The following is a 19,058-nucleotide window of genomic DNA, read 5'->3' as shown; positions in this document are numbered from 1 at the left end:
TGGTGCCATCGATTAAGTGAGCGGCGAATCCAATGACCCTCGACCTCGTCTTCACCGCCCACGACCTCGCGAACCTCCGCTTCGCGATCTCCCCGCTCGGCGAGGTCGTGGCCAGCGTGCGCGTGCTGAAGGACCCGTCCGCGCACCCGCTCCTGCGCCCCTGGGCCGAGCAGGTGCGCCTCCGCCTGGCGGACGTGGAGTGGCGGCTGCTGTCCGACCTCGTTCCGGTGCCGACGATCACGATCGCGGGCTTCACCTGCACCCCGCCGTCCACGTCCGTGCCGGACCTGGAGCTAGAACTGGCCACCATGCGCGGCGCGGCCGCCCGCGTGCGCCCGGATCTGGACGAGGTGCCCGGTCCACGGACGAAACGGGTGCAGGCGCTCTTCGACGACCCGGAGAAGGGGCTGGAACGCCTGGCCACCGAGGTCACGGACTACTGGCGGGCCGCGCTGGCCCCGTACTGGCCGCGGATCAGGGCCCTGCTGGAGGGCGAGATCCTGTACCGGGCCAGGCTGCTGGCCGAGGGCGGCGCGCGGCGCATGCTGGCCGACCTGGACGAGGCCGTCACCTGGCACGACGGGACGCTGAGCATCCGGCACCGCCACGTCTCCGGTGAGCGCCCGCTGCGCGGCCTCGGGCTGCTCCTGGTGCCGAGCGTGTTCGTCTGGCCGAAGGTGTTCTCGGTGACGGTGCCGCCGTACCAGCCGACCGTGCGGTACGCGCCGCGCGGCGTGGCGACGCTCTGGGAGCGCCGCGAGGTGGAGCCGCCGCAGGCGCTGGCCGCCGTGCTGGGCAGGACCCGCGCGCGGCTGCTGGCCGAGCTCGACCAGCCGGCCTCCACCCGCGAGCTGGCCCGGCGCGCCGGGCTGTCGGAGCCGGGCGCGAACCAGCACCTCACCGCGCTGCGCAGGGCCGGCCTGTGCACGGCACACCGTACGGGGCGATACGTCCTGTACGCTCGCACGGCGATAGCCGAGGCCCTCCTGGACCCCGGGCCCCGCGACTACTTCGACGAGACGCCCACCCCCAGGTCGAACTCCCGGTAGACCCGCGCCCAGAACCCGTCACGCAGCCACACCCGCGCCTCCGGGTAGGGCCGCAGCGAGTGCCCGAGCTCCTTCTCCGCCTCGATCAGCAGCTCGGTGTCGATCACGGTGGGCAGGATGGGCCCGGGGAGCAGGTCGCGGATGTTGTCACGCCCGCGGGTGAGTATCCACTTCTGGGCGACGTGCTCGCCCACGTCCTCCACGCGCGGCCTGCTCGGCCCCAGCTTGGCGACCTGGCCGGGTTTCGCGTGCGGTTTGACGGGGGCGCGCCCGGCGAAGACCTGAGCGGGCGAGGGAGCGGCGGCGGGTGGAGTGACAGGAACGGGCTGAGGAGCACGGCTGAAAAACGGTCTTAGGAAATCGGCGCTGATCACTTCGACGGTGTCGGACTCCCACACCAGGCGTTCGGCCTGGTTGGTGCCGTAAGGCGGCTCGACGCCCCACAGGTGGATGCGCACGCCGTAGGCCTGCGCGGCCTCCACCGCCGGGACCATGTCCTCATCGCCCGCCAGCAGGATCGTGTCAGTGACCGCATGATGCCTGGCCAGTGCCTCCAGATCGCTCCGGATCTGCGCGTCCACACCCTTCTGCTGGCCGCGGGCGTTCAGGTTGCCGAGCCGCACCTTGACCCACGGAAGCTGAGCGATGACACGCTGGTCGACGGTAGGCACGCGATCACGGGCTGCGTCATACCAATAGATCCGCAGAAGTTCGCCCGAAATGCGTTCCTCTGCATGTTTCTGTAGACTCTGGATGAGCTCATCGGCGGCCACCCGATATTCCTTGCGCTCCTTCGCGCCGAGCAGCACTTCACCTGCCGCAGCGTACAGATAACCGACATCCACTAGGACGGCGTACTTGGCTGCCACAGGATGCGGCATGAGGTCTGGGATGGCCATGTCGTCCTCCAGGCCGCGGTGTTAGTTGATCGGCCGACTATATACGCCTACTTTCTCTAGATAGTCCCAACTCCCGGGGAACTTGACACCCGATTCTCAGGATCTATCTAGGGTAGTGCGCTCATCCGCCATGCCGACTTCCCTGGGGCGACAGGCTTACGCATGGCTCTAGCCGGGTTTCGCCATGTTTGTCTTCCCGATGTGCGGCTCGTCTCCGGTTCGGCGCGGCGGGACGCCAGGACGGCCGCGAGCGCCGCGATCTCCTCCGGCGTGGCGTCCCCTCGGACAATGCGCAGGTGCGGCGTCATAGCGGAATGTTCCCATGCTTCTTGGGGGGCAGCGTCATCCGCTTGTTCCGCAGGGCGCGCAGCGCCCGGATGGCCTGGGGGCGGGTTTCGGACGGCCGGATCACCGCGTCCACGTAGCCGCGCTCGGCCGCGATGTACGGGTTGGCCAACGTGTCCTCGTACTCGGTGACCAGAGCCGCCCGCTCGGCCTCGGGGTCGGCGGCGCTCGCCAGCCTCCTCCGGTGGAGGATGTTGACCGCGCCCTGCGCGCCCATGACCGCGATCTGCGCGGTGGGCCAGGCCAGGTTCACGTCCGCGCCCAGGTGCTTGGAGCCCATGACGTCGTACGCGCCGCCGTACGCCTTCCGGGTGATGACCGTGATCAGCGGCACGGTGGCCTCGGCGTAGGCGTACAGGAGCTTGGCGCCGCGGCGGATGATTCCGTTCCATTCCTGATCGGTGCCGGGAAGGAAACCCGGTACATCAACAAAAGTCAGGATTGGAATATTGAAGGCATCACATGTTCGAATAAATCTGGCAGCCTTCTCGGATGCGTTGATATCCAGACATCCAGCGAAATGCATGGGCTGGTTGGCCACCACGCCCACCGGCTGGCCGTCGAGCCTGCCGTACCCGACCACCACGTTCGGCGCGAACAGCGCGTGGACCTCCAGGAACTCCCCGTCGTCCAGCACGTGCTCGATCACCTGGTGCATGTCGTACGGCTGGTTCGGCGAGTCGGGGATCACCTCGTCCAGCTCCGGGTCGGGATCGAGATCCGTCGCCGGCTCGTACGCCGGGGCCTCGTCCAGGTTGTTCGACGGCAGGTACGACAGCAGCGCCTTGACGTACTCGAGGGCGTCCTGCTCGTCGGCGGCCTGGTAGTGGGCCACCCCCGACCTGGTGTTGTGCGTGCGGGCCCCGCCCAGCTCCTCGAACGTGACCTCCTCACCGGTCACCGTCTTGATCACGTCGGGCCCGGTGATGAACATCTGCGACGTCTGGTCCACCATCACCACGAAGTCGGTCAGCGCGGGGGAGTAGACGTGGCCGCCGGCCGCGGCGCCCATGATGAGCGAGATCTGCGGGATCACGCCGGAGGCGTGCACGTTGCGCTTGAAGATCTCGGCGTACAGGCCGAGCGCGACCACACCCTCCTGGATGCGCGCGCCGCCGCCCTCGTTGATGCCGATGATCGGGCACCCGGTCTTGACCGCCAGGTCCAGCACCTTGACGATCTTCTCGCCGTACACCTCGCCGAGCGAGCCGCCGAACACCGTCACGTCCTGGGAGAACACGCACACCTGCCGGCCGTCGATCGTGCCGTGCCCGGTGATGACGCCGTCGCCGTACGGCCTGCGCTCGTCCATCCCGAACATCGTGGACCGGTGCCTGGCGAACTCGTCGAACTCCACGAACGAGCCCTCGTCCAGCAGCGCCAGCACCCGCTCCCTGGCCGTCATCTTGCCCTTGGCGTGCTGCTTGTCGACCGCCGCCGACGAGCCCGCGTGCACGGCCTCGTCGAGTCGCCGCTCCAGGTCGGCGATCTTCCCAGCGGTGGTGTGAATATCCGGTTGCCCCGGCATCTCCTCCGCAGTGCTCATGCGCGCAAGGCTAGCCTCTCCTCCTAGAGTGGAGCCATGTCGGACGCGGTTCGCACGCACGCCCTGTTCAAGCGATTCGGGCAGCAGATCGCCGTCGCGGGGGTGGACCTCGTGGTCCCCGCCGGGAGCTTCGCGGGTCTGGTCGGGCCCAACGGGGCGGGCAAGACGACCACCCTCAGCATGATCACCGGGCTGCTCCGTCCCGACGGCGGCTCCGCCGAGGTGGACGGGTTCCACGTCTGGCGCGACCCCGTCGAGGTGAAGGCGCGCATCGGGGTGCTGCCCGAGGGGCTGCGGCTGTTCGAGCGGCTGTCGGGGCGCGAGCTGCTCCTCTACAACGGCAGGCTGCGCGGCATCCCCAAGGCCGAGGTCGAGCAGCGCGCGGGCGAGCTGCTGGCCGTCATGGACCTGGTCGAGGCCGCCGACAAGCTCGTCGTCGACTACTCCACCGGCATGCGCAAGAAGATCGGCCTGGCCGCGGCGCTGCTGCACAACCCGTCGGTGCTCTTCCTCGACGAGCCGTTCGAAGGCGTCGACCCGGTCAGCGCCAACACGCTGACCGAGGTGCTGCGCCGCTTCACCGCCTCCGGCTCCACCGTCATCTTCTCCAGTCACGTGATGGACCTGGTCGAGCGGCTGTGCGACTGGGTGTCGGTGATGAGCGCGGGGCACATCGTGGCGCAGGGCACGTTAGCGGACGTACGCGGCGACCGTCCCACGCTCAACCAGGCCTTCCTGGAGCTCGTCGGCCGTTCCTCGCAGGGCGGCGGCGAGTCGGGCCTGACCTGGCTCGGCGCCAGGCCGCCCGAGGCCGGCTCGTGACCACCGTCGCGCTCTTCGCGCGGCTCAAGCTGCGGCTGCTGGCCGGCAACCTGCGCGGCGACCTCCAGCGCAAGCTCGGCTTCGTCTTCACCCTCGTCGCGGCCGCCGGGCTGGCCGTGCTCGGCTTCTTCCTGATGAGCCTGCTGCGGCTGGCGCCCCCGGACATCTCCTCCTCGCTCGTGATCGTGGCGTTCGCCTTCTTCCTGTTCGGCTGGATGGTCGTGCCGCTGATGGCGTTCGGCCTGGACGACACGCTCGACCCGGCCAAGCTGTCGCTGTTCCCGCTGCGGACGCGGCGGCTGGCGGTCGGCCTCTTCACCGCGTCGGTGACCGGCGTCTGGCCTGCGGCGATGCTGATCGTGACGTTCGGCGCCCTGGTCGGGCTGGCCTCGGGCGCGGGCGGCTGGCTGCTCGGGGTGCCGGCCGTGCTGGTGCAGTTCGCGCTGTGCGTGGTGGCGTCCCGGCTGATCACCACGGCGCTGTCCAGCGCGCTGCGCACCCGGCGCGGGCGTGACGTGCTGGCCGTGGCCGCGCTGCTCGTCGTGCTGCTCGCGCAACTGCCCAACCTGCTGATGAACGGCGGCTTCGGCGACCCGGCGGCCATGCTGCACGCGATGGCGGCCGTGCTGCGGTGGACGCCGTCCGGCATGCTGGCCCACGCCATCGCCGACGGCGGCCTGGTCGGGCTGGCCGAGGTGGTCCTCGTGGCGCTGCTCACCGTGGCGCTGGCCTGGCTGTGGATCAAGGCGCTCGCCCGCGCCCTGGTCACGCCCGACGTCTCCACCCAGGCCGCCTCCGTACGCAGGGAGAGCGGCCTCGTCGACCGCTTCCTGCCTGACGGGCCGCTGGCGGCGGTGGTGACCAAGGAGCTGAAGTACATCAGGCGCGACCCCCGCTACCGCGTGGGCTGGTTCAGCGCCGTCCTGGTGACGGTCGTGCTGTCGTTCTCCCTGACCAGGACGGCCGAGGCCGGCGCCGGCATGCCGATCACCCTGTCCGGCGCGGGCGCGCTGATGATCGCGTTGCAGTCGATCAACGCGTTCGGCATCGACGGCCGCTCGCTCTGGATGAACGCCGTCGCCTTCGGCTCCGAGCGCGGCCTGGCCACCGACCTGGCCGGCCGGCACCTGGCCAACGCGCTGATCGCCGTGCCGGTGATCGCCGCCATCGCCGTCGCGACCGGCCTGCTCGCCGGCCGGCCGGGCGCGATCCTGCCCGGCATGCTGACCGGCTGGGGCGCGCTCGGGATCGGGCTCGGCGTCGGCTCCGTGACCAGCGTGGTGCTGCCGTACACCGCGCCCGAGCGGATGAACGCCTTCACCGGGGCCGCCCCCGGCCAGGGCGGGCTGGCGTTCGCCTCCGCGATGGGGGCCACGGTGGGGATCGGGCTGCTCGCGCTGCCGATCGTGGTGCCGCTCGTGTTCGGGCTCTTTTGGGTCTCCGTCCTGGCGCCGTTCTACGGCCTGCTGGCCGAGGCGCTCGGCCGGCGGCTGGCCGCCAGGATCGGCTTCGCGCGTACGCCGGAGCTGCTCGCGGCCGTCTCGAAGCCCACCTGAGCAGTGGTCTAGTCCAATAACTGAGACCGGTCTACGTCGGCCGGAACCGACTCGATACCCTTCGAAACATGATTGACCAGGGGCTCGAGCGTCGCAGTGCCGCCGTAACCGAGATGCCGGACGAGCTACGCCACGATGTGCGTCTGCTGGGCAAACTGCTCGGCCAGGTGCTCGCCGAACAGGGTGGCGAGGACCTGCTGGCCGATGTCGAACGGTTGCGCAAGGCCGTCATCGCGGCGCGCAAGGGTGAGATCTCGGCCGACGTGATCACCGAAATGGTCGCCGGATGGGAGATCGAGCGGGCCGTGGCCGTGGCCCGCGCGTTCACCTGCTACTTCCACCTCGCCAACCTGGCCGAGGAGCATTACCGCATCCGCACGCTGCGGGAGCGGGACGCCGAGGGCAGGGTGCAGCGCGAGTCGCTGGCACAGGCCGTGCACGAGCTCGGGCACGAGCGCGTCACCGAGCTGCTGGAGGGCCTGGAGCTGCATCCGGTGCTCACCGCGCACCCGACGGAGGCGCGCAGGCGCGCCGTCGTCACCGCGATCCAGCGCATCAGCGGCCAGCTCACCGAGTACAACGCGCCGGGACGCGGCGCCTCCGAGCGCGCCGAGAGCAAGCGCCGCATGCTGGAGGAGATCGACCTGCTGTGGCGTACGGCCCAGCTCCGCTCCACCAAGCTGGACCCGCTCGACGAGGTGCGCACGGCCATGGCCGCCTTCGACGAGACGCTGTTCCGCATGGTGCCGCAGGTCTACCGCTCCCTCGACGCCGCGCTCGACGAGCGCACCGGCACCCGCCCGCCGCTGGCCAGGCCGTTCATCCGGTACGGGAGCTGGATCGGCGGCGACCGCGACGGCAACCCCAACGTGACCTCCAAGGTCACCCGCGAGACCATCCAGATCCAGTCCGAGCACGTGCTGACGGCGCTGGAGACCGCCTGCACGCGCATCGCCCGCACGCTGACCGCCTCCGCCCAGTTCGCGCCCTGCTCACCCGAGCTGCGGACGGCGCTGGCGGCGGCCGTGGACGGCCATCCCGACGTGGTGTCCGAGCTGGCCACCCGCTCGCCGCGGGAGCCGCACCGCCAGTGGCTGCTGTTCGTGGCCGCGCGCATCGCCGCCACCCGCCGCCGCGACCTCGACCTGGCCTACCGCTCGCCCGCCGAGCTGCTGGCCGACCTCCGGCTGGCCCAGGAGTCGCTGGCCGCCTCGGCGCCGCGGCAGGCGTACGGGGAGCTGCAGCACCTCATGTGGCAGGTGGAGACGTTCGGCTTCCACCTGGCCGAGCTGGAGGTGCGCCAGCACTCCCAGGTGCACGCGACGGCCCTGGAGGAGCTGCGGGCCGGCGGCGAGCTGTCGGAGCGCACCGAGGAGGTCCTGGCCACGATCCGGGTGATCGGCTGGATCCAGGAGCGCTTCGGCGTCACCGCCTGCTCCCGCTACGTCGTCTCCTTCACCCGCTCCGCCGAGGACGTCGCGGCGGTGTACGAGCTGGCCAGGCACGCGCTCGGCGACCGGGCGCCGGTGCTCGACGTGGTGCCGCTGTTCGAGTCGGGCCAGGACCTGGCCAACTCGCCCCGGGTGCTGACCGGCATGCTCGACATCCCCGAGGTGCAGCGGCGGCTGGCCGACACCGGGCGGCGCATGGAGATCATGCTCGGCTACTCCGACTCGGCCAAGGAGCTCGGCCCCGCCGCCGCCACGCTCCGCCTCTACGAGGCGCAGGAGGAGCTGACGGCCTGGGCCGCCGAGCACGACGTGCAGTTGCGCATGTTCCACGGCCGCGGTGGCGCGCTGGGCCGTGGCGGTGGCCCGGCCAACCGCGCGGTGCTGGCCCAGGCGCCCGGCTCGGTCGCGGGCCGGTTCAAGGTCACCGAGCAGGGCGAGGTCATCTTCGCCCGCTACGGCCACATCGCGATCGCCCGCCGCCACCTGGAGCAGGTGGCCAACGCCGTCCTGCTGGCCTCCTCGCCCACGGTCGGCGCCCGCACCGCCACCGCCGCCGAACGTTTCCGCGGCCTGGCGGAGCAGGTGGCGACGGCCTCGGAGCAGGCCTACCGGGCGCTCACGGAGGCCCCCGGCTTCCCCGAGTGGTTCGGCCTGGTCAGCCCGCTGGAGGAGATCGGCACCCTGCGCCTCGGCTCCCGCCCGGCCCGCCGCGGCCTGGGCGCCCCCCGCTCACTCGACGACCTGCGGGCCATCCCCTGGGTCTTCGCCTGGGCCCAGACCCGCGTCAACCTCCCCGGCTGGTACGGCCTCGGCACCGGCCTGGCCGCCGTCGACTCCCTCGACGAGCTGCGGGCGGCGTACGCGGAGTGGCCGCTGTTCAACGTCATGCTCGACAACGCGGAGATGTCGCTGGCCAAGACCGACCGCTCCATCGCCAAGCGTTACCTGGCGCTGGGCGGCAGGGAGGACTTCGCCCAGCGGGTGCTGGAGGAGTACGACCGGACCCGGGAGCTGGTGCTGCGGGTCACGGGGCACACGCGGCTGCTGGAGAACCGCAAGGTGCTCTCGCGCGCCGTCCAGCTCCGCGACCCGTACGTGGACGCCCTGTCGCACCTCCAGCTCAGGGCGCTGCGCGCGCTGCGCACGGAGAACCCGTCGGACCAGGAGCGCGACCGGCTCTCCACGCTGCTGCTGCTGTCAGTGAACGGCGTGGCGGCGGGCCTGCAGAACACCGGCTGACGCCTCGGAAGGCGCCCCCGAGGGGGCGCCTTCTCGTGCCTAGCCGACGCTGCGGAAGAAGGCGATGACGTCCGAGGTGAGCGCCTCCGTGGCGGTGTGCGCCGTGTAGTGGCCGTGGGCCGGGGCCGGGAGGGTCTTCCAGGAGACGATGTTGGCGTGGTCGCGGTCGGCGAAGCGGCGGATGGACTTGAAGTCGCCCTCGCCCATGGCCAGCGCCGTCGGCACGGTCGTCGGCTCCTTGGGCTGCTCGGCGCGGGCGTTCTCCCAGTAGAGGCGCAGCGCCGAGCCGGCCGTGCCGGTGAGCCAGTGGATGGCCGCGTTGGTCACCACGAACTCGTCGTCCAGGTCCTCGTCGAAGAGCTGGGCCAGCCAGCCGACGAGGCCGGCGGGCGAGTCGACGATGGCGTGCGCGAGCGTCTGCGGCTGCTGCGACTGCAGGACGTTGAACGCGCCCTTCTCCTTCCAGAACCAGTCGAGCACCGCCAGCCCCGCCTGCTCCTCCTCGCTCAGCCCGGCGAACTCGGCCGGGTCGCCCGACGGGAACGAGAAGATCTGCGTGACGTGCACGCCCACCACGTGCTCCGGGTCGATCCTGCCGACCTCGGGGGAGATCATCGAGCCGCCGTCGTTGCCGACCGCGCCGTAGCGCTCGTAGCCGAGCCGCGCCATCAGCTCGGCCCAGGCCCTGGCGATACGCTGGTTGTTCCAGCCCAGCTCGCGGGTCGGGCCCGAGAAGCCGTAGCCGGGCAGCGACGGGATGACCAGGTGGAAGTGGCGCGACAGGGGCTCGATGGCGCGCAGGTACTCGGCGATGGAGCCGGGCCAGCCGTGGGTGACGATCAGGGCGAGCGCGTCGGGGTTGTCGGAGCGGACGTGCAGGAAGTGGATGTCCTGCCCGTCGATCTCGGTGGTGAACTGCGGGTAGGCGTTGAGCCGGGCCTCCACCGCCCGCCAGTCGAAGCCGTCGCGCCAGTGAGCGACCAGGCGCTTGACCCGCTCGACGCTGACGCCCTGCTCGGCGCCGGGGATCTCGTCGGCGAAGCGGGTCAGGGCGAGGCGGGCCTGGAGGTCGTCGAGGTCGGACTGGGGGATCTCGACGCGGAAGGGGGTGATGGTGCTCATGTTCTGACCTCCAGAAGGAACGGAATGTTTCGTTCTGTTCCAGAATAGCAGAACGGAATGCTTCATTCCACTGTTAGGTGCTGATTCTTTCCGCCCCCGCGTACACGTTGCAGCGCTCCCCGCGCAGGAACCCCACCAGCGTCAGCCCGAACTCCCTGGCCAGCTCCACCGCCAGCGACGACGGCGCCGACACCGCGCACACCGCCGGGACGCCCGCCGCCAGCGCCTTCTGCATGATCTCGTAGCTGGCCCGCCCGCTCACCACGAGCAGGTGCTCGGCCAGCGGCAGCCGCCCGGCCATGGACGCCCAGCCGACCAGCTTGTCCACCGCGTTGTGGCGGCCCACGTCCTCGCGCGCCGCCGCCAGGGCGCCGTCGCCGGAGAACAGCCCGGCGGCGTGCAGCCCGCCCGTCTTGCCGAACCCGCCCTGCGCCGCGCGCAACGCGTCCGGCAGCCCGTACAGCACCTCGGGGGCGAGCTTGAGCGACCCGCGAGGGACCGCCGCGCACCGGCCGCGCAGCGCGTCGAGGCTCGCCGAGCCGCACACGCCGCAGGCGCTGGAGGTGAGGAAGTGGCGGTCGAGCGCGGGCAGGTCGGGCACCGGGCCGCGCAGGCGCACCGTGACCGTGTTGTAGCGGGCCTCGGGCGGCAGGTCCTCGTCGGTGCAGTACGCGATCGAGGCGATGTCGCCGTGGCGCACCAGGCCCTCGCCGTGCAGGAAGCCTGCGGCCAGCTCGAAGTCGTGCCCCGGCGTGCGCATGGTGATCGCCACCGTCCTGCGCGTGCCGTCGGGCGCGGTGACGCGGAGCTCCAGCGGCTCCTCCGTGGCCAGGTCGTCGCGCCGCTCCCGGGCGGCCGGGCCGGACAGCTCCGTGATCCTGATCCGGGTGGTCGGCCCGGCGCGCTCGCTCACCCCACCATCTTGCCCACTCCACCTTCACACGCCCGTCATCAGCGAAGATGGGGGGATGGCCGACTCACGTTACTCCGACCTCGACCGCCCGCCGCTGTCCGAGGCGTCGCTCAACCGGGCCCTGGTCCGTCCTGGCTCGTTGTGGACCGGCGTCACCGTCGTCGACAGCACCGGCTCCACCAACGCCGACCTGGCCCAGGCCGCCAGGGACGGCGCGCCCGAGGGCACGGTGCTGGTCGCGGAGGCGCAGCAGGCCGGCCGCGGGCGGCTGGGCCGCACCTGGTCGGCGCCGCCCCGCTCGGGGCTGACGTTCTCGGTCCTGCTCAGGCCCGGCGTGCCGCCGCTCGCGCAGGGCTGGCTGTCCCTCCTGTACGGCGTGGCCGCCGCCTCCGCCGTACGCCGCCTGGCGGAGGTCGAGGTGGGCCTCAAGTGGCCCAACGACCTGCTGATCGGCGAGCGCAAGCTGGCCGGGGTGCTGGCCGAGCGGGTGGACGACGCGGTCGTCATCGGCATGGGCCTGAACGTGACGCTCCGGCCCGACGAGCTGCCCACCGAGACGGCCACCTCGCTGAGCATCGCGGAGGGGGCCTGCCTCGACCGCGACCCGCTGCTGCGCGCCGTGCTCAGGGAGGTCGAGACCCACTACCGCGAGTGGACGGAGGCCGGGGGCGACGCCGACGCGTCGGGGCTGCGGGCGGCCTACCTCGCCATCAGCGCCACGGTCGGCCGCCAGGTCAGGGTGGAGCTGCCGGGCGGGCGGACGCTGACCGGGCTCGCGACCGGCGTGGACGGCTCCGGCCACCTGCAACTGGAGTCCGGCGGCGAGCGGTACACGCTGAGCGCGGGCGACGTGGTGCACGTGCGGGCCGCGGGCTGAGCTGCCCGTTGCGTCATGGGCATGGCCCCCGGCCCCTCGATGGTGGCACGATGCTGCCCATGACCCTTCCCGACCATCATCTGACGCAGGGTGAGCGGCGCGTGCGATCCTTCCACCCCCACTGGAAGCGGCTCATCGTCCCCTTCGTCGCGCTGATCCTCATCGCCGCGGCGACGGGTGCGGCGCTGTACTTCATCCCCGACTTCGAGTACGTGTCCTACGCCAGGATCGCGGTCGTCGTCATCGGGCTCATCCTGCTCACGATCTGGTCGTTCGTGCCGTACCTGCAGTGGAAGAACACCGGCTACGTGCTCACCACGCACCGCTTCACGATCAGCACGGGCGTGCTCAACAAGTCGACCGACGAGATCCCGATCGCCAAGGTCAACACGGTGAGCTCGGACCAGACCTTCCCCGAGCGGCTGCTCGGTTGCGGCACGCTGACGGTCGAGTCGGCCGGCGATCGCGGGGAGATCGTGCTGAAGGACATCCCGAGGATCCAGGACGTGCGCACCGACCTGTTCCGGCTCGTCGAGGACGCCTCGGACGGCGAGGTGGACGGGCGCTGAAGTAGCCTCCTCGGGTGAGCGAAGCCCGTCCCGGCCGCCCGAGCGCCGAGGAGATCGAGCGACTGCTGGTCGGCCTGCCGCCCCGGTACACGCGGGCGGAGGTCTCCGCCAGGAGCGGGGTGCCGCGGGAGCTGGCCGAGCGCATCTGGCGCGCGCTCGGCTTCGCGCAGCGGGCGGACGACGCCGTGGCGTTCACCGAGGCCGACGTCGACGCGCTGCGCCGGGTGCGCAGCATGATCGACGGCGGTCTGCTCGACGAGCAGACCGTGATCCGCATGGCCCGCGCGCTCGGCCAGACCACGGCCAGGCTGGCGCAGTGGCAGGCCGAGATCATGATCGGCACGATGCTGCCGCCCGAGCCGTCCGAGGGCGACTTGGCGGCGGTGCTCGACACGGCGCAGGGGCTGCTGCCCGACTTCGAGCACGTGCTCATCCACGTCTGGCGGGCCCAGCTCGCCGCCGCCGGCACCCGGCTGCTGGCCATCGCCGACGTCAACGACGAGCTGGTGCCGACCAGGGTGGCGATGGCGGTGGGGTTCGCGGACCTGGTGTCGTTCACCAGGCGCAGCCGCGAGCTCGACGAGAAGGAGCTGGCGGGGCTGGTGGAGGGGTTCGAGTCGCGGGCCTCCGACGTGGTGGCCTCCCACGGCGCCCGGCTGGTCAAGACGCTGGGCGACGAGGTGCTGTTCACCGCGCAGGGCCCCGGGCAGGCCGCGGCCATCGCCCTCGACCTGGTGGCGACCGACGAGCTGCGCATCGGGATGGCGTACGGCCCGGTGCTGCCCATGATGGGTGACGTCTTCGGCACCACCGTCAACCTCGCCGCCCGGCTCACCGCCATCGCCAGGCCCGGCACGATCCTCATCGACGAGGCGCTGGCCGGCGGGCTCGACGGCGAGCCGTACGAGTTGCACAAGATCAGGCGCCGTCCGGCGAGGGGCCTCGGCGTGGTGCAGCCTTATGTCTTGCGGAGATCATCCTCCTGACACAAGATGACTGGCATGCCGTACGAAGTGCAGGGCGTGGTAGCCCAGGGCAAGGGTCAGGAAGTTTCTCTCGAGACGGTGCTCGTGCCGGACCCGGGTCCGGGCGAGGCGGTGGTGAACGTGCAGGCCTGCGGCGTGTGCCACACCGACCTGCACTATCGGGAGGGCGGGATCAGCGACGACTACCCGTTCCTGCTGGGACACGAGGCGGCGGGCACCGTGGAGGCGGTCGGTGACGGGGTCACCGGCCTGGAGCCCGGCGACTTCGTGATCCTCAACTGGCGCGCGGTGTGCGGCCAGTGCCGCGCCTGCCTGCGCGGCCGCCCGTGGTACTGCTTCGCCACCCACAACGCCACGCAGAAGATGACGCTCAAGGACGGCACCGAGCTGTCGCCCGCGCTGGGCATCGGCGCGTTCCTGGAGAAGACGCTGGTCGCGGCCGGGCAGTGCACGAAGGTCTCGGCCGAGGCTCCGGCGCAGGTCGCGGGCCTGCTCGGGTGCGGCGTCATGGCCGGCCTCGGCGCGGCCGTCAACACCGGCGGGGTCACCCGGGGCGACAGCGTGGCGGTCATCGGCTGCGGCGGTGTCGGTGACGCGGCGATCCTGGGCGCCTCGCTGGCGGGCGCCGCGAGGATCATCGCGGTGGACGTGGACGACAGGAAGCTGGAGTGGGCGCGCGGCTTCGGCGCCACGCACACGGTCAACTCCCGCTCGTCCGACCCCGTCGAGGCGATCCGCGACCTGACCGGCGGCAACGGCGCCGACGTGGTCATCGAGGCGGTGGGCCGCCCGGAGACGTACGAGCAGGCCTTCTACGCCCGCGACCTGGCCGGGACGGTCGTGCTGGTCGGCGTCCCGACCCCTGACATGCGCATCGACCTGCCGCTGCTGGACGTGTTCGGCCGCGGTGGCGCGCTGAAGTCCTCCTGGTACGGCGACTGCCTGCCCTCGCGCGACTTCCCCATGCTGATCGACCTGTTCCTGCAGAACCGCCTGCCGCTCGACAAGTTCGTCTCCGAGACGATCGCGCTGGACCAGGTCGAGGAGGCGTTCGGCAAGATGCATCGCGGCGAGGTGCTGCGTTCGGTGGTGGTCCTCTGATGATCGACCGCATCATCACCTCCGGCACGTTCTCGCTGGACGGCGGCACCTGGGACGTCGACAACAACGTCTGGCTGGTCGGCGACGCGCGCGAGGTCGTGGTCATCGACGCCGCCCACGACGCGGCGGCGATCGCCGAGCGGGTGGGCGGGCGTACGGTCAGGGCCATCGTCTGCACGCACGCGCACAACGACCACATCAACGCCGCCCGCGACCTGGCCGCGCTGACGGGGGCGCCGATCCGGCTGCACCCCGCGGACCAGGTGCTGTGGGAGCAGGTGTACGGGCCGGAGGTGACGTACGAGCCGCTGGCCGACGGCGAGAAGCTGCCGGCAGGCGGCGTCGCGCTGCAGATCCTGCACACGCCGGGGCACTCGCCGGGCGCGGTGTGCGCGTACGCGCCCGACCTGGGGGCCGTCTTCAGCGGTGACACCCTGTTCAAGGGCGGGCCGGGGGCGACGGGCCGCTCGTACAGCTCGTTCGAGACGATCATCGAGTCGATCAGGGAGCGGCTGCTGACGCTCCCGCCGGAGACGGTCGTGCACACCGGGCACGGCGACTCGACCGCGATCGGGGCGGAGTCGCCGCACCTGGAGGAGTGGATCTCGCGAGGGCACTGACAGCGGGGGATAGGCGTTTGTGACCCACCCAACATAGGCAAGCCTAACCAAAGTGCGCTACCTTAGGTGTGCCTAACCTTATGGCGCCCATCCCTTCGCGAGAGGTTTGTCCCTGGATGTACGTGTGCATTTGTCGTGCTGTGACCGAGAATGAGGTCCACGACTGCATCGCTGCCGGGGCAAAGAGCGCGAAGCAGATCCGCGACACCACCGGTGCTGGTGGGGACTGTGCCCGTTGTGTTCGGAAGATCTGTGCGATCCTGAAAAGGTCTGAAGAACTGACGACCGCATAGCCGGATAGCGATGAGGGGCCCGTCATGCAGGGCGACAAGCAGATCATCGAATTGCTCAACGAACAGCTGACCGCGGAGCTCACTGCGATCAACCAGTACTTCCTGCACGCCAAGATGCAGGAGAACTGGGGGTACACGAAGCTCGCCGAGCACACCCGCTACGAGTCGATCGACGAGATGCGCCACGCCGAGCGCCTCACCGATCGCATCCTCTTCCTGGAGGGCCTGCCCAATTATCAGCGGCTGGGGACCCTGCACATCGGCCAGACCGTCGAGGAGCAGCTGAGGGCGGACCTCGAGGTGGAGCTGTCGGTGGTGCAGCGGTTGCGGCCGGGCATCCAGTTGATGCGCGAGAAGGGCGACATCACCTCGGCGAACATCTTCGAGGACATCTTGAAGGACGAGGAAGAGCACATCGACTACCTGGAGACCGAGCTCGGGCTGATCAACAGCCTCGGGATCCAGCTCTACCTCGCGCGGTACGCCGAGCCGCCGTCCGCCGACGACTGAGCCGGCAAGAACGCAAGGGGGTCAGGTGAGTCAGAGGCTCACCTTTCTCCAGTCTCCGATCTCCGGCTAACGGCCGGGCCGCAGGCTGAGCTGCGTGCCGTGCTCGCGGAAGCCCAGCGCCCCGGCCACCCGGCGCGACGGCGCGAACCGCGCCCGCCACTGCGGCAGCAGCCCCTTCGCCAGCGCGTCGGCCACGGCCGCCGACGCCACCGCGCGGGCCGGCCCGCGACCCCGCCGGTCACCGGCCGTCAGCACGCAGACGTGCGCCGCCGTCCCCATCCACGTCCGGTACCCGGCCGCCGCGACCACCTCCGGCCCGTCGCGGACCACGTACATCGCCGACTCCACCTCGTCGAGCCCGCACTCCCGCGCCTCGTGCTCCGGCACCGAGGCGAGCAGCGCCATGACGCCCGGGTGGCCCGGCGGCACGCCGCGCGCCTCCGCCCCGTGGGCGGGCAGGAAACCCGCCGCGTCGAGGTAGCGGCATGCTCCCGATGATCTCAGCCGAGGGTTGGGGATCGCGCGGCCGGGCATGATCGTCCGATGAATCCCGGGCCGAAAACGGCGGTGCTTTAATCACGACCTACCGTATTTTAGCTGTGTTTGCCCAGGTCAATGGATAGGTCAACGACAAGTCAAACCGCGCGCTGTGCCCGGGAAACGATCGCTTAAGGTCCTACGATCGCTTCATGACCTGCGTACTTCTCGCCGAGGATGACACCTCGATCTCAGAGCCACTCGCGCGTGCGCTGCGCCGCGAGGGCTATCAGGTCGAGGTGAGCCCCGACGGCCCGCAGGCCCTGGAGAGGGCCTTGTCGGGCGGCATCGACCTGATCGTTCTTGACCTTGGGCTGCCGGAGATGGACGGCCTGGAGGTCGCCCGCCGGATCCGGGCCGAGGGCCACGGCACCCCGGTGCTCATCCTGACCGCCCGCGTCGACGAGGTGGACACCGTCGTCGGCCTCGACGCCGGCGCGGACGACTACGTGACCAAACCGTTCCGGCTGGCGGAGCTGCTGGCCAGGGTGCGGGCGCTGCTGCGCCGCGGCACCTCCGAGACCCCGGTCGTCCAGGGCGTGCGCATCGACGCCGACTCGCGGCGCGCCTGGATGGGGGAGAAGGAGCTGCATCTGACCACCAAGGAGTTCGACCTGCTGCGCGTCCTGGTCCGCGACGCCGGCAAGGTCGTCACCCGCGAGCAGATCATGCGAGAGGTGTGGGACACCAACTGGTGGGGCTCCACCAAGACGCTCGACATGCACATCTCCTGGCTGCGCCGCAAGCTCGGCGACGACGCGGCCAAGCCGCGCTACATCACCACCGTCCGGGGAGTCGGCTTCCGGTTCGAGCGCGAGTAGGAGATGCGCCGCCGACTGCTCTCCTCCACCCTGGTCGTCGCGGTAATCGCGGTCCTGCTGCTGGGGGTCCCCCTGGGCGTCGTCGTCAGCCGTCTGATCGTCGATGAGGCGGCTCAAGAGCTCGGGGCGGAAGCCAAGCGTCTCGTGGGAGAGGTGGAGTACGCCCGCGTCCAGGAGACGCCGCTCGACCCCCAGCAACTGGAGCAAAAGTACCCGGGCAGGTTCATCCAGATCTGGGAGCGCGGAACCCCCCTGAGGGTGACCGTCGTCGGCGACCCCCCGCCGTCCGGTCACCTGATGACCGAGGACGCCCAGACCAACACCGGTGTCTACGTGCGGATCAGCCGCGACCGCGATCAGGTCGAGCAGGACGTACGTGCCCGCCTGCTGCTCATCGTGGCCCTGGCCGGCGCCGCCCTGGCGGTGGCCGTGAGCCTCGCCGTCGTGCAGTCACGCCGCCTGACGCTGCCCCTGCAGGACCTGGCGAAGATCGCCGAACGGCTGGGCTCGGGCGACGCGCGCCCGAGCAAGCACCGCTACGGCATCCCCGAGCTCGACCGCGTGGCCCAGGTGCTCGACCGCAGCGCCACCCGCATCTCCGACCTGCTCACCCGCGAACGCGAGTTCGCCACCGACGCCTCCCACCAGCTTCGCACCCCCTTGACCGGCCTGACCATGCGCCTGGAGGAGATCGTGGCCTCCGCCGGCGAGCCCGAGGTCGTGCGCGAGGAGGGCGAGGCGGCGATCGTCCAGGCCGAGCGGCTCACCGCCGTGATCGACGAGCTGCTGGCCGCCGCCCGCCGCCAGCGGCACGCCCAGGCCGAGCCGGTCGCGATCGACGAGGTGCTGGTCCAGCAGATCACCGAGTGGGAGCCGGTCTTCCGCGACGCGGGCCGCACGCTGCAGCTCGAAGGCTCCCGCGGGCTGAAGGCGATGGCCACCACCGGGGGCTTCGGCCAGGTCATCGCCTCGCTGCTGGAGAACTCGCTGCGGCACGGCGGCGGCGCCGTCACCGTCACCACCTCGTTCGGCGACAACTACGTCGTGATCGAGGTCGCGGACGAGGGCCCCGGCATCGCCGACGAGATCGCCCCCAAGATCTTCGACAGGAACGTCAGCGGCGGCGGAGGCACCGGGCTCGGGCTGACGCTGGCCCGCGCGCTGGCCGCGGCCGACGGCGGCCGGCTGGAGCTCGTACGGCGGCGCCCCGCGACGTTCGCCATCTTCCTGCGCCCTGCGGAGGACGACGGGCGGAACCGGGTGGTCAGCGGTCCTGCCTGACCCCGCCCTCGGGCAGCTCGACCGGGATGGGATCGGTGGCCTCCATGAACACCCACTTCTTGTACGACCAGTACCGGAACAGCGTTCCGAGCCCCACGCCGACGATGTTGGCGATGTTGAAGCTGACCGGGTCGTGCAGGTTGAGGGTGTAGGTGGTGAAGCCGATCGTCAGCATGCCGAACAGAAGTGCGATGCCGTTGAGCAGGAAGAACAGGAAGTACTCGCGGCGCAGCCCGCTCTGCTCGCGGTGCCGGAAGGTCCAGAACCGGTTGCCCGCGTACGCGAACGTGGTGGAGATCGTCGTTGCGAGGACCTTGGACGTGAGCGGCCCGAGACCGATCACCACGTTGAGGAGATTGAGCAGCCCCGTGTCGATGAGGAAGGCGACGGCGCCGATGCTGCCGAACTTGGCCAGCTCGTTGACGAGGGACGAGAACCGCTGGTAGAGGCGTCTGGTGAAGTCCACGTCTCTGCTCGGTCCCTTCCGTAGTCGAGCTTGCGCCCCCAGCGTACCGGCCACG

At 70.8% G+C, this 19,058-nt stretch carries 20 protein-coding genes; 13 read left to right on the top strand and 7 right to left on the bottom strand.

All coding sequences use genetic code 11. From position 1 onward, the window contains the following. Positions 1–32: 32 nt before the first annotated feature. Positions 33–1,049, top strand: coding sequence for a DUF5937 family protein (locus tag ACBJ32_RS22290; RefSeq protein ID WP_375128320.1), 1,017 nt, complete (start codon positions 33–35; stop codon positions 1,047–1,049). Here the strand turns inward: ACBJ32_RS22290 and ACBJ32_RS22285 are convergent. The 3 genes from ACBJ32_RS22285 to ACBJ32_RS22275 form a co-directional block, all read right to left on the bottom strand. Next, a complete protein-coding gene (locus ACBJ32_RS22285; protein ID WP_125632505.1) occupies positions 1,007–1,948 on the bottom strand; it encodes an NYN domain-containing protein in 942 nt (313 codons plus the stop codon). The two genes, ACBJ32_RS22290 and ACBJ32_RS22285, sit on opposite strands and share 43 nt — an antisense overlap. A 107-nt stretch (positions 1,949–2,055) precedes the next feature. After that, entirely contained in the window at positions 2,056–2,256 is a 201-nt protein-coding gene (locus ACBJ32_RS22280; protein ID WP_375128319.1) for an acyl-CoA carboxylase subunit epsilon, read from the bottom strand. Further along, a complete protein-coding gene (locus ACBJ32_RS22275; protein ID WP_357886492.1) occupies positions 2,253–3,839 on the bottom strand; it encodes an acyl-CoA carboxylase subunit beta in 1,587 nt (528 codons plus the stop codon). Before ACBJ32_RS22275 ends, ACBJ32_RS22280 begins: the two co-directional genes overlap by 4 nt. A 36-nt stretch (positions 3,840–3,875) precedes the next feature. Here ACBJ32_RS22275 and ACBJ32_RS22270 point away from each other — a divergent pair, with 36 nt between their 5' ends. The 3 genes from ACBJ32_RS22270 (at position 3,876) to ACBJ32_RS22260 (ending at position 8,907) form a co-directional block, all read left to right on the top strand. Next, positions 3,876–4,661: an ABC transporter ATP-binding protein gene (locus ACBJ32_RS22270; protein ID WP_375128318.1), complete on the top strand. Its 786-nt coding sequence runs from the start codon at positions 3,876–3,878 to the stop codon at positions 4,659–4,661. Continuing rightward, complete coding sequence (locus ACBJ32_RS22265; RefSeq protein ID WP_375128317.1) at positions 4,658–6,217, top strand: hypothetical protein; 1,560 nt, start codon at positions 4,658–4,660, stop codon at positions 6,215–6,217. Before ACBJ32_RS22270 ends, ACBJ32_RS22265 begins: the two co-directional genes overlap by 4 nt. A gap of 68 nt (positions 6,218–6,285) precedes the next feature. Beyond that, positions 6,286–8,907, top strand: a complete 2,622-nt coding sequence (locus tag ACBJ32_RS22260) for a phosphoenolpyruvate carboxylase (protein WP_375128316.1) — start codon at positions 6,286–6,288, stop codon at positions 8,905–8,907. Positions 8,908–8,946: 39 nt separating this feature from the next. Here the strand turns inward: ACBJ32_RS22260 and ACBJ32_RS22255 are convergent, their stop codons facing one another. Both ACBJ32_RS22255 and fdhD read right to left on the bottom strand, forming a co-directional pair. Next, a complete protein-coding gene (locus ACBJ32_RS22255; RefSeq protein WP_375128315.1) occupies positions 8,947–10,029 on the bottom strand; it encodes an epoxide hydrolase family protein in 1,083 nt (360 codons plus the stop codon). Between the two features lie 73 nt (positions 10,030–10,102). Beyond that, positions 10,103–10,942, bottom strand: coding sequence for a formate dehydrogenase accessory sulfurtransferase FdhD (gene fdhD, locus ACBJ32_RS22250; RefSeq protein ID WP_375128314.1), 840 nt, complete (start codon positions 10,940–10,942; stop codon positions 10,103–10,105). A gap of 55 nt (positions 10,943–10,997) precedes the next feature. Here fdhD and ACBJ32_RS22245 point away from each other — a divergent pair, with 55 nt between their 5' ends. The 7 genes from ACBJ32_RS22245 (at position 10,998) to bfr (ending at position 15,898) form a co-directional block, all read left to right on the top strand. Further along, positions 10,998–11,819 (top strand): biotin--[acetyl-CoA-carboxylase] ligase, encoded by an 822-nt coding sequence (locus ACBJ32_RS22245; protein ID WP_375128313.1) that lies wholly within the window; start codon positions 10,998–11,000, stop codon positions 11,817–11,819. Positions 11,820–11,878: 59 nt separating this feature from the next. Next, positions 11,879–12,388 (top strand): PH domain-containing protein, encoded by a 510-nt coding sequence (locus tag ACBJ32_RS22240; protein WP_357886474.1) that lies wholly within the window; start codon positions 11,879–11,881, stop codon positions 12,386–12,388. A gap of 14 nt (positions 12,389–12,402) precedes the next feature. Then, on the top strand, positions 12,403–13,374 hold the full coding sequence (locus ACBJ32_RS22235) for an adenylate cyclase regulatory domain-containing protein (RefSeq protein WP_375128311.1): 972 nt from the start codon (positions 12,403–12,405) through the stop codon (positions 13,372–13,374). Between the two features lie 15 nt (positions 13,375–13,389). After that, on the top strand, positions 13,390–14,475 hold the full coding sequence (locus ACBJ32_RS22230; RefSeq protein WP_375128310.1) for an S-(hydroxymethyl)mycothiol dehydrogenase: 1,086 nt from the start codon (positions 13,390–13,392) through the stop codon (positions 14,473–14,475). Beyond that, positions 14,475–15,095, top strand: a complete 621-nt coding sequence (locus ACBJ32_RS22225) for an MBL fold metallo-hydrolase (RefSeq protein ID WP_357873084.1) — start codon at positions 14,475–14,477, stop codon at positions 15,093–15,095. The genes ACBJ32_RS22230 and ACBJ32_RS22225 overlap by 1 nt, the downstream gene beginning before the upstream one ends. Before the next feature lie 80 nt (positions 15,096–15,175). After that, positions 15,176–15,388 (top strand): bacterioferritin-associated ferredoxin, encoded by a 213-nt coding sequence (locus tag ACBJ32_RS22220; RefSeq protein WP_375128309.1) that lies wholly within the window; start codon positions 15,176–15,178, stop codon positions 15,386–15,388. 24 nt (positions 15,389–15,412) lie between these two features. Then, positions 15,413–15,898 (top strand): bacterioferritin, encoded by a 486-nt coding sequence (gene bfr / locus ACBJ32_RS22215; protein WP_357873088.1) that lies wholly within the window; start codon positions 15,413–15,415, stop codon positions 15,896–15,898. Between the two features lie 66 nt (positions 15,899–15,964). On the opposite strand, the gene ACBJ32_RS22210 is transcribed toward bfr, so the two are convergent. Beyond that, a complete protein-coding gene (locus ACBJ32_RS22210; RefSeq protein ID WP_375128308.1) occupies positions 15,965–16,432 on the bottom strand; it encodes a GNAT family N-acetyltransferase in 468 nt (155 codons plus the stop codon). 155 nt (positions 16,433–16,587) lie between these two features. Here ACBJ32_RS22210 and ACBJ32_RS22205 point away from each other — a divergent pair, with 155 nt between their 5' ends. Both ACBJ32_RS22205 and ACBJ32_RS22200 read left to right on the top strand, forming a co-directional pair. Beyond that, positions 16,588–17,256, top strand: a complete 669-nt coding sequence (locus tag ACBJ32_RS22205) for a response regulator transcription factor (protein WP_043620820.1) — start codon at positions 16,588–16,590, stop codon at positions 17,254–17,256. 3 nt (positions 17,257–17,259) lie between these two features. Further along, on the top strand, positions 17,260–18,537 hold the full coding sequence (locus ACBJ32_RS22200) for an ATP-binding protein (protein WP_375128307.1): 1,278 nt from the start codon (positions 17,260–17,262) through the stop codon (positions 18,535–18,537). On the opposite strand, the gene ACBJ32_RS22195 is transcribed toward ACBJ32_RS22200, so the two are convergent. Then, a complete protein-coding gene (locus tag ACBJ32_RS22195) occupies positions 18,521–19,003 on the bottom strand; it encodes a GtrA family protein (protein ID WP_357873097.1) in 483 nt (160 codons plus the stop codon). The genes ACBJ32_RS22200 and ACBJ32_RS22195 overlap by 17 nt on opposite strands. Positions 19,004–19,058 lie beyond the last annotated feature (55 nt).

The sequence above is a fragment of the Nonomuraea sp. GTA35 genome (assembly GCF_041950525.1).
In the GTDB taxonomy this organism is placed as follows: Bacteria; Actinomycetota; Actinomycetes; order Streptosporangiales; family Streptosporangiaceae; genus Nonomuraea.
The sequence above is the reverse complement of the archived record's forward strand: the minus strand, read 5'-3'. Positions and strand labels throughout refer to the sequence as shown.